The organism is Streptomyces sp. NPDC048191, from assembly GCF_040652655.1.
Lineage (GTDB): Bacteria > Actinomycetota > Actinomycetes > Streptomycetales > Streptomycetaceae > Streptomyces.
This window is the reverse complement of the sequence record NZ_JBEZMO010000006.1, coordinates 291,251-303,874: the sequence shown is the minus strand read 5'-3', so window position 1 is coordinate 303,874 and position 12,624 is coordinate 291,251. Positions and strand designations below refer to the sequence as shown.

Annotated in this window: 11 protein-coding genes; 5 read left to right on the top strand and 6 right to left on the bottom strand. The window is 71.5% G+C overall.

The features are described 5' to 3' along the window. Positions 1 to 5 precede the first annotated feature (5 nt). Positions 6 to 1,052, bottom strand: coding sequence for an ABC transporter substrate-binding protein (locus tag AB0D93_RS13520; RefSeq protein WP_362118007.1), 1,047 nt, complete (start codon positions 1,050 to 1,052; stop codon positions 6 to 8). A gap of 199 nt (positions 1,053 to 1,251) precedes the next feature. Here AB0D93_RS13520 and AB0D93_RS13515 point away from each other — a divergent pair, with 199 nt between their 5' ends. After that, positions 1,252 to 2,256, top strand: a complete 1,005-nt coding sequence (locus AB0D93_RS13515) for a 2-dehydropantoate 2-reductase (protein ID WP_362118004.1) — start codon at positions 1,252 to 1,254, stop codon at positions 2,254 to 2,256. Positions 2,257 to 2,326: 70 nt separating this feature from the next. On the opposite strand, the gene AB0D93_RS13510 is transcribed toward AB0D93_RS13515, so the two are convergent. From AB0D93_RS13510 to AB0D93_RS13495, 4 genes are read right to left on the bottom strand one after another with little or no spacing between them, the layout of a single operon-like run. Then, positions 2,327 to 3,487, bottom strand: coding sequence for an acyl-CoA dehydrogenase family protein (locus tag AB0D93_RS13510; RefSeq protein WP_362118001.1), 1,161 nt, complete (start codon positions 3,485 to 3,487; stop codon positions 2,327 to 2,329). Between the two features lie 5 nt (positions 3,488 to 3,492). Next, positions 3,493 to 4,443 carry a hydroxymethylglutaryl-CoA lyase gene (locus AB0D93_RS13505; protein WP_362117998.1) on the bottom strand — a complete coding sequence of 317 codons (951 nt, stop codon included), beginning with the start codon at positions 4,441 to 4,443 and terminating at the stop codon, positions 3,493 to 3,495. Continuing rightward, on the bottom strand, positions 4,440 to 6,452 hold the full coding sequence (locus tag AB0D93_RS13500) for an acetyl/propionyl/methylcrotonyl-CoA carboxylase subunit alpha (RefSeq protein ID WP_362117996.1): 2,013 nt from the start codon (positions 6,450 to 6,452) through the stop codon (positions 4,440 to 4,442). Before AB0D93_RS13500 ends, AB0D93_RS13505 begins: the two co-directional genes overlap by 4 nt. 11 nt (positions 6,453 to 6,463) lie before the next feature. Beyond that, on the bottom strand, positions 6,464 to 8,080 hold the full coding sequence (locus AB0D93_RS13495) for a carboxyl transferase domain-containing protein (protein WP_362117993.1): 1,617 nt from the start codon (positions 8,078 to 8,080) through the stop codon (positions 6,464 to 6,466). Between the two features lie 97 nt (positions 8,081 to 8,177). On the opposite strand from AB0D93_RS13495, the gene AB0D93_RS13490 reads away from it, so the two are divergent. The 4 genes from AB0D93_RS13490 to AB0D93_RS13475 all read left to right on the top strand — a co-directional run bounded on the left by AB0D93_RS13490 (position 8,178) and on the right by AB0D93_RS13475 (position 11,696). Further along, positions 8,178 to 8,777, top strand: a complete 600-nt coding sequence (locus AB0D93_RS13490) for a TetR/AcrR family transcriptional regulator (protein ID WP_362117990.1) — start codon at positions 8,178 to 8,180, stop codon at positions 8,775 to 8,777. 134 nt (positions 8,778 to 8,911) lie between these two features. Beyond that, on the top strand, positions 8,912 to 10,069 hold the full coding sequence (locus tag AB0D93_RS13485) for an acyl-CoA dehydrogenase family protein (protein WP_362117987.1): 1,158 nt from the start codon (positions 8,912 to 8,914) through the stop codon (positions 10,067 to 10,069). A 35-nt stretch (positions 10,070 to 10,104) separates the two neighbouring features. Further along, positions 10,105 to 10,974: an acyl-CoA thioesterase II gene (gene tesB / locus AB0D93_RS13480; RefSeq protein WP_362117984.1), complete on the top strand. Its 870-nt coding sequence runs from the start codon at positions 10,105 to 10,107 to the stop codon at positions 10,972 to 10,974. Positions 10,975 to 11,234: 260 nt separating this feature from the next. Beyond that, positions 11,235 to 11,696, top strand: coding sequence for a hypothetical protein (locus AB0D93_RS13475; protein ID WP_362117981.1), 462 nt, complete (start codon positions 11,235 to 11,237; stop codon positions 11,694 to 11,696). Between the two features lie 80 nt (positions 11,697 to 11,776). Here the strand turns inward: AB0D93_RS13475 and AB0D93_RS13470 are convergent, their stop codons facing one another. Next, positions 11,777 to 12,565 carry a phosphatase gene (locus tag AB0D93_RS13470; RefSeq protein ID WP_362117978.1) on the bottom strand — a complete coding sequence of 263 codons (789 nt, stop codon included), beginning with the start codon at positions 12,563 to 12,565 and terminating at the stop codon, positions 11,777 to 11,779. Positions 12,566 to 12,624 lie beyond the last annotated feature (59 nt).

Sequence of the window (12,624 nt, the reverse complement as noted above, 5' to 3'; positions counted from 1 at the left end):
GGTTGTCAGCTGACCTTCTCGGCCTTCTCCAGGGCCTCCGCCAGGCTCGTGAGCAGCGGCACGCACTTGTCGTACGAGAGGATCGGCTCCGGAGAGCGGGCGATGACCTGGCCCGCCCTCACCGCGGGGAGTTTCCTCCAGGTCGGCTTGGTGATGCCGGCCGGCTGGATGGCCGACGAGCGGTCGTCCATCATGATGATGTCGGCCCGGTACTTGTCGACGTTCTCCCAGCTCAGCGACTCGTACCAGCCGCCGCCCTGCTTCTTTGCGCTCTCCGGCGGCTCCACGAAGTTCACGCCGAGGGCCTTGAAGTACTCCAGGTCGACGGAGAGGTTGGTGCCGGAGACGTAGAACAGCTGGTCGCTCGCGCTGCCGGCCATCACCTTGAGACCGGGCTTGGCCTTGGCCGCGGCGCGCAGTCGGGCGGCCGCGGTCTCGAACCGCTTCCTGGCGCCGGCCACCTTCGCGGCCTTCATGTCCGCGCCCAGCGACTCGGCCAGCTCCCACATCCGCTGCAGCGGCTCGGTGAGCTGACGGTCGTAGACGGAGATCCCGACGCTGGGGGCCAGCTGGGCGATCTTCTTCTTCGACTCCTCGGGGACGTACCAGAGCGTGCCGGCGCCGTCGAACATCGTGGTGATCAGCACGTCCGGCGCGAGCGAGGCGTACTTCTCGATGTTGAACTGCCCCCAGGTGTTGCCGAGGACCGTCACCTTGCTGAGGTCCATGTCGCCGGCCTGCACATCGGGCTTGCCGCCCTTGGTCGTCGTCGGGCCGAACACGCCCTTGACCTCGATGCCGTAGTCGTGGAGCGCGGCGCCGACGCCGGTGAAGGCGACGATGTTCGCGGGGGCCTTGGCCAGCCGCACGGTCGTGCCGCGGTCGTCCTCGAAGGACCAGGGGCCGGACCCGGCGGCTGCCGTGCCCTTGCCGGAGCCACCGTCTTTGCCCTTGTCGTCCCCGCAGGCGGCGAGCGCGGCACCGAGTCCGACGGCGCCGCCCGCGGCGAGGAGGCCGCGACGAGTGAGGTGGGTGGCACGGGCAAGGGGCATGGGTACGACTGCTTTCGAACGGGGCGGAGCGCCCGCCGGACAGGTTCGAAGGTAGGTTAGCCTAACCTTGCTTGTTGTCCAGGGGTGGGTGTGCGTCCCGTCCTCCCGCGGGGTGCGGAACGCGCCGGGGCCTGGTCAGCCGTCATCCCCCTGGGCCAGGCTGGCCCTTGCACACCCCGCCCCTGAGCAGGAGTCACCCATGCCCAAGCCCCGCTTCGCCGTTCTCGGTGCCGGCAGCATCGGCTGCCATCTCGGCGGCCACCTCGTCGCCGCCGGTTTCGACGTGGCGTTCATCGGCCGGCCCGCGGCCATGGAGGTGCTGCGCGAGCGGGGGCTCACCCTCAGCACCTCCGTCCGGCCCCCCGTCCGCCTCACGCCGGACCGGCTGACCCTGGCCACCGGCGCCGAGGCCGCGGCCGGCGCCGGCCATGTGCTGGTCACCGTGAAGAGCGCCGGCACCGAGGCCGCCGCCAAGGACCTCGCCGCCCATCTCGCCCCCGGCGCCGTCGTGGTCAGCTTCCAGAACGGGCTGCACAATCCCGCCACCCTGCGCGCCGCGCTCCCCGGCCACACCGTGCTGGCCGGGATGGTGCCCTACAACGTGGTGCAGTCCGAGCCGGGCACCGTGCACCAGGGCATGCCGGGCAGGCTGATGACCGAGCCCGACGACACGCTCCTCGCCGCCTTCCGCGAGGCGGGACTGGCCGTGGAGGCCCGCACCGACATGCCCGAGGTGCAGCACGCCAAGCTGCTGATGAACCTCAACAACGCGATCAACGCCCTCTCCGGGCTGCCGCTGCGCGACCAGCTCGGCGGTCGGGACTACCGCCGCTGCCTCGCCCTGTGCCAGCGCGAGGCCCTCGCCGTCTACCGGGCCGCCGGGATCACCCCCGCCCGCCTCGGCCCCACCGCGCCCGGCGTCACCCCGTACGTGATGGGGCTGCCCGACGCCCTCTTCCGCCGGGTGGCGGCAGCGTCCCTGCGGATCGACGCCCACGCGCGCTCCTCGATGTGGGAGGACCTGCAGCGCGGAAGGCCCACCGAGATCGACTCCCTGCAGGGCGAGATCGTCACCCTCGCCGCCGCCCACGGACGCGGCGCACCCGTCAACGCCCGTCTCGCCGCCCTGGTGCACGAGGCGGAGACCGCGCCGCGCACCTGGACGGGGCCGGAGCTGTACGCCGAACTGCGCGCGGCGCGCTGAGCCGCACGGAACACGCCTCCGGCCCCGCACGTGCCACGCGCGGGGCCGGAGGCGTACGAGGGGGCGGAGCTCAGCCCGCCAGGCCCAGCTCCCGGGCGATCAGCATCCGCTGGACCTCGCTCGTGCCCTCGCCGATCTCCAGGATCTTGGAGTCGCGCCACATCCGGGCCACCGGGTACTCGTTCATGAAGCCGTAGCCGCCGTGGATCTGCGTGGCGTCGCGGGCGTTGTCCACGGCGATCGTCGAGGAGTACAGCTTGGCCAGCGCCGCCTCCTTCTTGAAGGGCTCGCCCGCGACCAGCCGGGAGGCCGCGTCCCGCCAGGCGAGGCGGGCCGTGTGGGCCTTCATCTCCATGTCGGCGATCTTGAACTGGATGGCCTGGTTGGCGCCGATCGGCCGGCCGAAGGCGTGGCGCTCCTTCGCGTACTTCACCGACTCGTCGACACAGCCCTGGGCCAGGCCGGTGCCGAGGGCCGCGATGGCGATCCGGCCCTCGTCCAGGATGCGCAGGAACTGGGCGTAACCGCGGCCCTCCTCGCCGAGCAGGTTCGCGGCCGGCACCCGCACGTCCTGGAAGGACAGTTCACGGGTGTCGGAGGCGTTCCAGCCGACCTTCGAGTAGGGCGCGGCGACCGTGAAGCCGGGGGTGCCGGACGGGACGATGATCGCCGAGATCCGCGGCCGGCCGTCCGGCTTGCGACCGGTGACGGCCGTGACCGTCACCAACCCGGTGATGTCCGTGCCGGAGTTGGTGATGAAGCACTTCGCGCCGTTGATGACCCATTCGTCGGTGTCGGGGTCCAGCCGGGCCGTCGTCCGGGTGGCCCCGGCGTCGCTGCCGCCGTCCGGCTCGGTCAGCCCGAACGCGCCCAGGATCTCGCCCGAGCACAGCCGGGGCAGCCAGGTGCGCTTCTGCTCCTCCGTGCCGAACAGATGGACCGGCATCGCGCCCAGCGAGACCCCGGCCTCCAGGGTGATCGCCACCGACGAGTCCACCCGGGCCAGTTCCTCCAGGGCGATGCCGAGCGCCAGGTAGTCGCCGCCCATGCCGCCGTACTCCTCCGGGAACGGCAGCCCGAACAGGCCCATGCGGCCCATCTCACGGACGATCTCGTACGGGAACTCGTGGCGCTCGTAGAAGTCGCCGATCTTCGGCGCCACGACGTCGTGCGCGAACTGCTCCACCGTACGGCGGAGTTCCTCGAGCTCGGGGCTGAGACGGTGGTCCATGCTGATCACTGGTCCTTGTGGGTTTTACCGAGTGCGCGGACGGTACGGGACGGGCTGGGCCGGTCCAGGTGGGCGGCCATCCACACGCTTGTGGCGGTGAGACGGCCGAGGTCGACCCCGGTCTCGATGCCGAGGCCGTGCAGCATCCAGACGAGGTCCTCGGTGGCGAGGTTGCCGGTGGCGGACTTCGCGTACGGGCAGCCGCCGAGCCCGCCGGCCGAGGCGTCCACGGTGGTGACGCCGTGCTGGAGGGCGGCCAGGGTGTTGGCGAGCGCCTGGCCGTAGGTGTCGTGGAAGTGGACGCCGATCACGTCCGTCGGCACGTGCCGCTCGTTGAGCAGGCTGAGCAGTTCGAGCACATGGCCGGGGGTGGCCACGCCGATCGTGTCGCCGAGGCTCAGCTCGTCGCAGCCCATGTCCCGTAGGGCCGTGCAGACGCGGGCCACCTGGTGCAGCGGGACGGCCCCCTCCCACGGGTCGCCGAAGCACATGGACACATAGCCGCGCACGTGCACGCCCTGGTCCTTCGCCTGCCGCACCACCGGCTCGAACACGGCGAGCGACTCGTCCAGCGTGCGGTTGAGGTTGGCCTTCGCGAAGGACTCGGTGGCGCTGGCGAAGACGGCGATCCGGTCCGCCCCGAGCGCCAGCGCCCGCTCCAGGCCGCGCCGGTTGGGCACGAGCACCGGGAGCGCCACGCCCGGAAGGCCGCTGACCGTCCGGAACAGCCGCTCCGCGTCGGCGAGTTGGGGAACCCACTCGGGGTGCACGAAGCTCGTCGCCTCGATGGTCGTCAGGCCCGCGTCGGCCAGCCGGCGGATGAACTCCGCCTTGACCTCGGTCGGTACGGTCCGCTTCTCGTTCTGCAGCCCGTCGCGCGCGCCGACCTCGTGGATCCGCACCCGTGCGGGCAGACCGGGCGCCGGTACGGTCATGGGCAGTTGCTCGGCGGTCACGGGGCCACCTCCCCTTCCTCGTCGTGCGGGGCGATCACCGCGAGCACCTGGTCCATGGCGACCGTCGTGCCCGGGGTCACGTCCAGCTCGGCGACCGTGCCGGCGTGCGGGGCGGAGATGACGTGCTCCATCTTCATCGCCTCCACCACCAGCAGGCTCTGCCCGGCCGTCACCTCGTCGCCGACGGCGACCTTGACCACGGTCACCGTGCCGGGCATGGGCGCGGTGAGGGAGTCGGCGCCGGCGTGCCCGGACCTGCTGAGGGACGCGGCCACCGGGTCGTGGTCGCGCACCTGCCAGGCGTCGCCGTCGCGGCCGAGCCAGGTGCCGTCCGGACCGGTCGCGAAGGTGTGGCAGACGCCGTCCAGCACGAAGCTGAACCGGTCCTGTGCGCCGGGCCGCGAGGACACGCCCCCGGGCCCCCGAAGCGGCGTGTCCGCCCCGGGCAGCAGCAGCTCGGTGGCGCCGTCCGGTGTGCTGCGCACGCGCACGGTCACCGGCTCGTGCCCCGGCACCCGCAGGTGGTGCGGCGTCCAGGCCCGTGTCCCGCCCAGCCGCCAGCCGTCGGCGGCGGCGAACGGGTTCGCCCAGCCGGAGCCGCCGGCGGGCGCGAGCGTGGCCTGCCGCAGCAGCGCCGCGGCGGCGTAGACCTCGGCCGGCACCGCGTCCGGCACGAGCCCGTCCACCTCGCGCTCCACCAGCCCGGTGTCCAGCTCACCCGCCGTCACCGCCTGATGGGCCAGCAGCCGGCGCAGGAAGCCCGCGTTGGTCTGCACGCCCAGCGTGACCGTCTCCGCGAGGGCCGCCCGGAGCTTCCTGAGCACCGTCTCGCGGTCGGGACCGTATGCGATCACCTTGGACAGCATCGGGTCGTACAGGCTGCCCACCTCGGTGCCCTCGCTGAGCCCCGAGTCGGTGCGCACGCCGTCGCCGTGCGGCTCGTTCAGCAGCAGGACGGTGCCGCCGGAGGGGAGGAACCCGCGGGCGGGGTCCTCGGCGCAGATGCGGGCCTCGACCGCGTGCCCGGTGAGCGTCACGTCCTCCTGCGCGAAGCCGAGCTTCTCCCCGGCCGCGACCCGCAGCTGCCACTCCACCAGGTCCAGGCCGGTGACGAGTTCGGTGACCGGGTGCTCCACCTGGAGCCGGGTGTTCATCTCCATGAAGTAGTACTGCGACGGGTCCCCGCCCGGCACGATGAACTCCACCGTGCCGGCGCCCCGGTACCCGCAGCTGCGCGCGGCCTGCACGGCGGCCTCGCCCATCGCCGCGCGCGTGGCCTCGTCGAGGAGCACGCTGGGCGCCTCCTCGATGATCTTCTGGTGGCGCCGCTGGAGCGAGCACTCGCGCTCGCCGAGGTGGACCACGTTCCCGTGGCCGTCCGCCAGCACCTGGATCTCGATGTGCCGGGGCCGGTCGATCCACCGCTCCACCAGGAGCGTGTCGTCGCCGAAGGAGGCGCGGGCCTCACGGCGGGCGGCGGCGATCTCCTCCTCCAGGACCGCCATGTCCCGCACCAGCCGCATGCCCTTGCCGCCACCGCCGGCCGACGGCTTCAGCAGCACCGGGGCGCCCAACGCGCGGGCGGCCTCGGCCAGTTCGGGGTCGCGTCCGCCGGGCACGACCGGCACCCCGGCCGCCTCCACCGTCTCCTTGGCGCGGATCTTGTCGCCCATCAGGGCGATCGCGTCCGCCGGCGGGCCGATGAACACCAGTCCCGCCTCCTCGCACGCGCGCGCGAAGCCCGCGTTCTCGGCGAGGAAGCCGTATCCCGGGTGGACGGCCTGGGCACCGGTGCGGGCGGCGGCCTGAAGCAGCCGCTCCACCGACAGATAGCTCTCGGCGGCCGGCGCCGGCCCGATCCGTACCGCCGTGTCGGCCTCCCGGACGTGCCGCGCGTCGGCGTCGGCGTCGGAGAAGACCGCCACCGAGCGCACGCCCAGCGAGCGGAGCGTACGGATGACGCGTACGGCGATCTCGCCCCGGTTGGCGACCAGCACTGTGTCGAACACGGTTCCCCTCCTCACATCCGGAAGACGCCGAACTGGGGGTCTCCCAGGGGCGCGTTGGCGCAGGCCGTCAGGGCGAGGCCCAGGACCTGACGGGTTTCCAGCGGGTCGATCACGCCGTCGTCCCAGAGGCGGGCGGTGGCGTAGTAGGCGTTGCCCTGGCGCTCGTACTGAGCGCGGACCGGCGCCTTGAAGGCCTCTTCCTCGTCGGCGGGCCACTCCTCGCCGCGCGCCTCCAGCTGGTCCCGCTTGACGGTCGCCAGCACGGACGCGGCCTGCTCCCCGCCCATGACCGAGATCTTGGCGTTGGGCCACATCCACAGGAAGCGGGGGGAGTAGGCCCGGCCGCACATCGAGTAGTTGCCCGCGCCGTACGACCCGCCGACCACCACCGTCAGCTTCGGCACGCGCGTGCAGGCGACGGCGGTGACCATCTTGGCGCCGTGCTTGGCGATGCCGCCCGCCTCGTAGTCCTTGCCGACCATGAATCCGGAGATGTTCTGCAGGAACACCAGCGGGATCCCGCGCTGGTCGCACAGCTCGATGAAGTGCGCGCCCTTCTGGGCGGACTCGGAGAAGAGGATGCCGTTGTTGGCGACGATCCCGACCGGGTGGCCGTGGATCCGGGCGAAGCCGGTGACCAGGGTCTGCCCGAACTCGCTCTTGAACTCGGCGAACCGCGAGCCGTCGACCACGCGCGCGATGATCTCGCGGACGTCGTAGGGGGTGCGGGAGTCGACCGGGACCGCGCCGTACAGCCCGTACGGGTCGGCCTTCGGCTCGACCGGGGGCCGCACCTCCCAGGGCGGGGACTGCCGGGCCGGGAGCGTGGCGACGATGTTCCGCACGATCCTGAGGGCGTGCGCGTCGTCCTCGGCGAGGTGGTCGGTGACCCCGGACACGCGCGAGTGGACCTCGCCGCCGCCCAGCTCCTCCGCCGTCACGACCTCACCGGTGGCCGCCTTCACCAGCGGCGGGCCGCCCAGGAAGATGGTGCCCTGGTTGCGGACGATCACCGCCTCGTCGCTCATGGCCGGGACGTACGCGCCGCCGGCCGTGCACGACCCGAGGACGGCCGCGATCTGCGGGATCCCGGCGCCGGACATCCGGGCCTGGTTGTAGAAGATCCGCCCGAAGTGCTCGCGGTCCGGGAACACCTCGTCCTGCATCGGCAGGAAGGCGCCACCGGAGTCGACGAGATAGACGCAGGGCAGCCGGTTGTCGAGGGCCACCTCCTGGGCGCGCAGGTGCTTCTTCACCGTCATCGGGTAGTACGTGCCGCCCTTGACGGTCGCGTCGTTCGCGACGACCACGCACTCGCGCCCGCTGACCCGCCCGATCCCGGCGATCACACCGGCGGCCGGGGCCTGGCCGTCGTACATCCCGTCGGCCGCCAGCGGAGCCAGCTCCAGGAACGGCGACCCGGGGTCCAGCAGCGTGTCCACCCTGTCCCTCGGCAGCAGCTTGCCCCGCGCGGTGTGCCGGGCGCGTGCCTTCTCGCCCCCGCCGAGGGCCGCCGCGGCCAGCTTGCCGCGCAGTTCCTCGACGAGCCCGAGATGGGCTTGTTCATTGGCCCGCCAGGCCTCCGACGCGGGATCCGCCGCGCTCTGGAGCTCCGGTGCCTCGTGCATCCTGCGGTCCCCTCACCAGGTGATCGAACCAGTTAATGAGCGTTAACCATTTCCTTCAGGTTAACGACCGCTAACCTCCCTGTCTAGAATTGGCCGCATGGTCACCAGAACCGACGCCCCCACCCGCCGCGAGCAGATCCTCAAGGAAGCCGCGCGGCTCTTCGCCGAACGCGGTTTCCACGGCGTCGGCGTCGACGAGATAGGGGCCGCGGTCGGCATCAGCGGTCCCGGGCTGTACCGGCACTTCCCGGGCAAGGACGCGATGCTCGCCGAGCTGCTGGTCGGCATCAGCGGCCAGCTGCTGACCGGGGCCAAGCGGCGCCTGGCGGAGGCCGACGGCGGCACCGGGGCCTTCGCGGTCCTGGACTCCCTGATCGAGGGTCACATCGACTTCGCCCTGGACGACCGTCCCCTCATCACCCTGCACGACCGGGAGCTGGACCGCCTGCGCGACAGCGACCGCAAGCTGGTGCGGCAGCTCCAGCGGCAGTACGTCGAGCTGTGGGTGGAGGTGGTCCGCGAGGCCTACCCGGCCCTGACCGAACCGGCGGCCCGCTCGGCCGTCCACTCGGTCTTCGGTCTGCTGAACTCCACACCTCACCTGGGCCGGGCGGGCACCCTGCCGGGCCGGGGGACCACGGCGGCGCTGCTGCACCGGATGGCCCGGGGGGCGTTCGAGGCGGCGGGGCGGGAGTAGCCGCCGGGCCTGCCCCGCGGGCGTGACGAGCGTTACGGCCGGACCCCCCTGGACGGCGTTCCGTACTCGCCGGTACGGTTGTCTCTGAGCAAGCGCTTAGACATGCCGATCTGCCGAGGGACGTGGAGGTAGCCGTGCGCCGTACGGTGTTCAACGAGGATCACGAGGCGTTCCGGGAGACCCTCCGCGCCTTCATCGAGGCCGAGGTCGTCCCGGTCTACGACGAGTGGTTCGCCGTCGGCCAGGCGCCGCGAGACTTCTACTACAAGCTCGGTGAGCTGGGCATCTTCGGCATCAACGTGCCCGAGGAGTTCGGCGGCGCGGGCCTGGACAGCCACAAGTTCGAGGCGGTCCTCTACGAGGAGACCGCCCGCGCGGGCGTCCAGTTCGGCGGCTCCGGCGTGCACGTGCTGCTCGCCCTGCCCTACATCAAGATGCTCGCCAACGACGAGCAGAAGAAGCGCTACCTGCCGAAGTTCGTCAGCGGCGAGGAGATGTGGGCCATCGCGATGACGGAGCCGGGCACCGGTTCCGACCTCGCGGGCATGAAGTCCACGGCCAAGCTGAGCGAGGACGGCACGCACTACGTCCTCAACGGCGCCAAGACCTTCATCACCGGCGGCGTCCACGCCGACCGCGTGATCGTGTGCGCCCGAACCTCCGCGCCGACCGCCGAGGACCGCCGCCACGGCATCTCCCTCTTCGCCGTCGACACCAAGTCCGAGGGCTACTCCGTCGGCCGCAAGCTCGACAAGCTGGGCCTGAAGACCTCCGACACCGCCGAGCTGGCCTTCGTCGACGTCAAGGTGCCGGTCGAGGACCTGCTCGGCGAGGAGAACAAGGGCTTCTACTACCTGGGCCACAACCTGGCCTCCGAGCGCTGGGGCATCGCCTTCGGCGCCTACGCGCAGGCCAAGGCCGCCGTCCGGTTCGCCAAGCAGTACGTCCAGGAGCGCACCGTCTTCGGCAAGCCGGTCGCCCACTTCCAGAACACCAAGTTCGAACTGGCCGCCTGCCAGGCCGAGGTGGACGCGGCCGAGGCCGTCGCCGACCGCGCGACGGAGGCCCTGGACGCCGGCGAGCTGACCCCCGCCGAGGCCGCCTCCGCCAAGCTGTTCTGCACGGAGGTCGCCCACCGCGTCATCGACCGCTGCCTCCAGCTGCACGGCGGATACGGCTACATGAACGAGTACCCGATAGCCCGCCTGTACGCGGACAACCGCGTCAACCGCATCTACGGCGGCACCAGCGAGATCATGAAGACGATCATCGCGAAGGACATGGGCCTGTAAGCCGGCCGCAATCACTGGCCGGTACAACCAAAGCCATGAGTCAGGCACTCCAGGATCTCCTCGATCTGCTCGACCTCGAGCAGATCGAGGAGAACATCTTCCGCGGCCAGTCCCGCTCCGCCGTCGTACCCCGTGTCTTCGGCGGGCAGGTCGCGGCGCAGGCGCTGGTCGCCGCCGGGCGGACGGTTCCCGCGGACCGGCCCGCGCACTCCCTGCACGCGTACTTCCTGCGCCCCGGCGACCCGGGCGCGCCGATCGTCTACACCGTCGACCGCATCCGCGACGGCCGGTCCTTCACCACCCGCCGCGTGGTCGCCGTCCAGCACGGCAAGCCGATCTTCCACCTCTCCGCGTCCTTCCAGGTGTTCGAGGAGGGGCTGGAGCACCAGGCGCCCATGCCCGCCTCGCCCGACCCGGCGACCCTGCCCACCTCGCAGGAGCGGCTGCGCGGCTACGGCCACCTGTCCTCCGAGGTCGTCGAGAGGTTCCTGGAGGCCCGCGAGGCGATCGACCTCAGATACGTGGAGGAGCCGCCGTACGGGCAGTTCGGCGAGCCGCGTGAGCCGCACAGCCAGGTGTGGTTCCGCACCAACGGCAAGCTGGACGACGACCCGTTGCTGCACGTCGTCCTCGCCACCTACGTCTCCGACATGACCCTCCTCGACTCCGTGCTGCTCGCGCACGGCCGCGGCGGCTGGGCGGTCGGGGACGTCGTGGGTGCCTCCCTGGACCACGCGATGTGGTTCCACCGCCCCTTCCGCGCCGACGAGTGGCTGCTGTACGACCAGGAGTCGCCGTCCGCGCACGGCGGCCGCGGTCTGGGCCAGGCCCGGATCTACACGCAGGACGGACGGCTCGCCATCACCGTCATCCAGGAGGGTGTCGTCCGCGTCCCGCGTGACTGATGTCGCCTCGAGGTGCCGAGTGGCCCGTGTGGCTCTAGTCTCTATGAGTGAGCGCCGCAGCACATGGCGTAACCGGCCGACGGTTTCCGGTTTCCGGGAACGGCAGACGTCGGCGGCGACGTCCGTGCAGTCAGTCCCCTGCGGTGACACCTGAAGAGCGCGCCGTGACGTCCCCCTCAGTGAGCACGGCGCCGACCATCCACCTGCGTGAACTCCTCACGGAGCCGCGGGAGATGATGGACACAGAAGGGTAACTTCTCATGCGAGCACAGCGCGTCAAGCGTTACGTCGTGATGTCCACCGCCGGCTTCCTGCTGGCGGGTGGAGCCGCGATCGGCACGGCGGGCACCGCCTCGGCTGCCCCGGTGCACCAGAACCTCAGCATCCACAACCGGGTCGTCGACTGCGGTTGTGGTGGTTGGCGTCACCACCGCCACCACCGCCACGGCGGTCGCGGCGGCCGCGGTTGGGGCGGCTGGGGCTGGGGCGGTAACCGGGGTAACTGGGGCAACTGGGGCAACTGGGGTTGGGGCAACAACAACAGCAACAACAACAGCAACAACAACAGCAGCAGCAACAAGAGCAGCGGCAACACCAGCAGTGGCAACACGAGCAACACCGGCACCAGCCGCAGCAACAACAGCAGCAGTAGCAGTAGCAGCAACCACAGCAACAACACCAGTAGCAGCAACACCGGTAGCAGCAGCTCCAGCAGCAGCTGAGCCGGTGCCGAGTGCGCCCACACTGTGCGGCCCCGTGAGCGGGGCCGCACAGTGCCGTGCCGGAGCGGCGCGGGGCCGGGTCAGGAAAGTCCCGCCTCCGCCAGCAGGTACGCCGTCATCGGGTCGTAGTGGCGGGGGCTGAGCACGTGGTCGTCGAGGGGTACGACGACCTGGAGCGTGCCCTCGGACTCGGCGAGGAACAGCGCCGGGTCGTTGCAGTCGGCGTATCCCACCGAGTCCAGGCCGTGCTGCCCCGCGTAGCCGGCCCAGCCGTGGTCGGCGACGACCAGGTCCGGCAGCGGACGCCCCTCGCGCTCAAGTCCCGTCAGAATGGCCCGCATCGGCTCCCCGGAGTGGGTGTGCCACAGCGTCGCCCCGTGCTCCAGCACCGCCACGTCCGCGAACTGCATGACGTAACCCTCGTCCGTCTGCAGCCCGTCCGGGATGACCACGATCTCGCAGCCGGCGGCGCGCAGCGCGGCGGCCGTGGCCCGGTGCACGTCCAGCAGACCGCCCGGGTGACCGGTCGCGAACAGCACCCGCTGCCGGTCCTCGGCCGCCTTGCGCAGCCGTGCCGCCATCCGCTCCAGCGCGTCCACGGTCAGTTCGGGGTCGATGGTGTCCTGCCCGTACCGGTACTCGGGATCGTCGTTGACCCCCACCCGCTCGGCCATGACCGCGAGCACGTCCTGCTCGTCCGTCCAGCGGTCGCCCAGCTCCAGGCCGAGCCAGAAGTTGCGGACACCGTTGGCGAGCTGGCGGTAGTGGGAGAGGTTGTTCTCGCGAGGCGTGGCGACGTCCCCCGCGATACGGGTCCTCACCAGGTGGTCGACGAGCTGGGCGCGGCTGGGTGTCCCGGATATCGGCATGGGTCCATTGTGGGGCAGCGGGCCACGGCCGTCCTCGACATACGGTCCGCTGGGACGGG

Bases quoted from the DNA above. Each gene is read 5' to 3' on its own strand.
- AB0D93_RS13515 (WP_362118004.1), top strand. From the start codon at position 1,252: ATGCCCAAGCCCCGCTTCGCCGTTCTCGGTGCCGGCAGCATCGGCTGC.
- AB0D93_RS13475 (WP_362117981.1), top strand. From the start codon at position 11,235: ATGCGAGCACAGCGCGTCAAGCGTTACGTCGTGATGTCCACCGCCGGC.
- AB0D93_RS13470 (WP_362117978.1), bottom strand. From the start codon at position 12,565: ATGCCGATATCCGGGACACCCAGCCGCGCCCAGCTCGTCGACCACCTG.
- AB0D93_RS13495 (WP_362117993.1), bottom strand. From the start codon at position 8,080: ATGCACGAGGCACCGGAGCTCCAGAGCGCGGCGGATCCCGCGTCGGAG.
- AB0D93_RS13510 (WP_362118001.1), bottom strand. From the start codon at position 3,487: ATGGACCACCGTCTCAGCCCCGAGCTCGAGGAACTCCGCCGTACGGTG.
- tesB (WP_362117984.1), top strand. From the start codon at position 10,105: ATGAGTCAGGCACTCCAGGATCTCCTCGATCTGCTCGACCTCGAGCAG.
- AB0D93_RS13520 (WP_362118007.1), bottom strand. From the start codon at position 1,052: ATGCCCCTTGCCCGTGCCACCCACCTCACTCGTCGCGGCCTCCTCGCC.
- AB0D93_RS13490 (WP_362117990.1), top strand. From the start codon at position 8,178: ATGGTCACCAGAACCGACGCCCCCACCCGCCGCGAGCAGATCCTCAAG.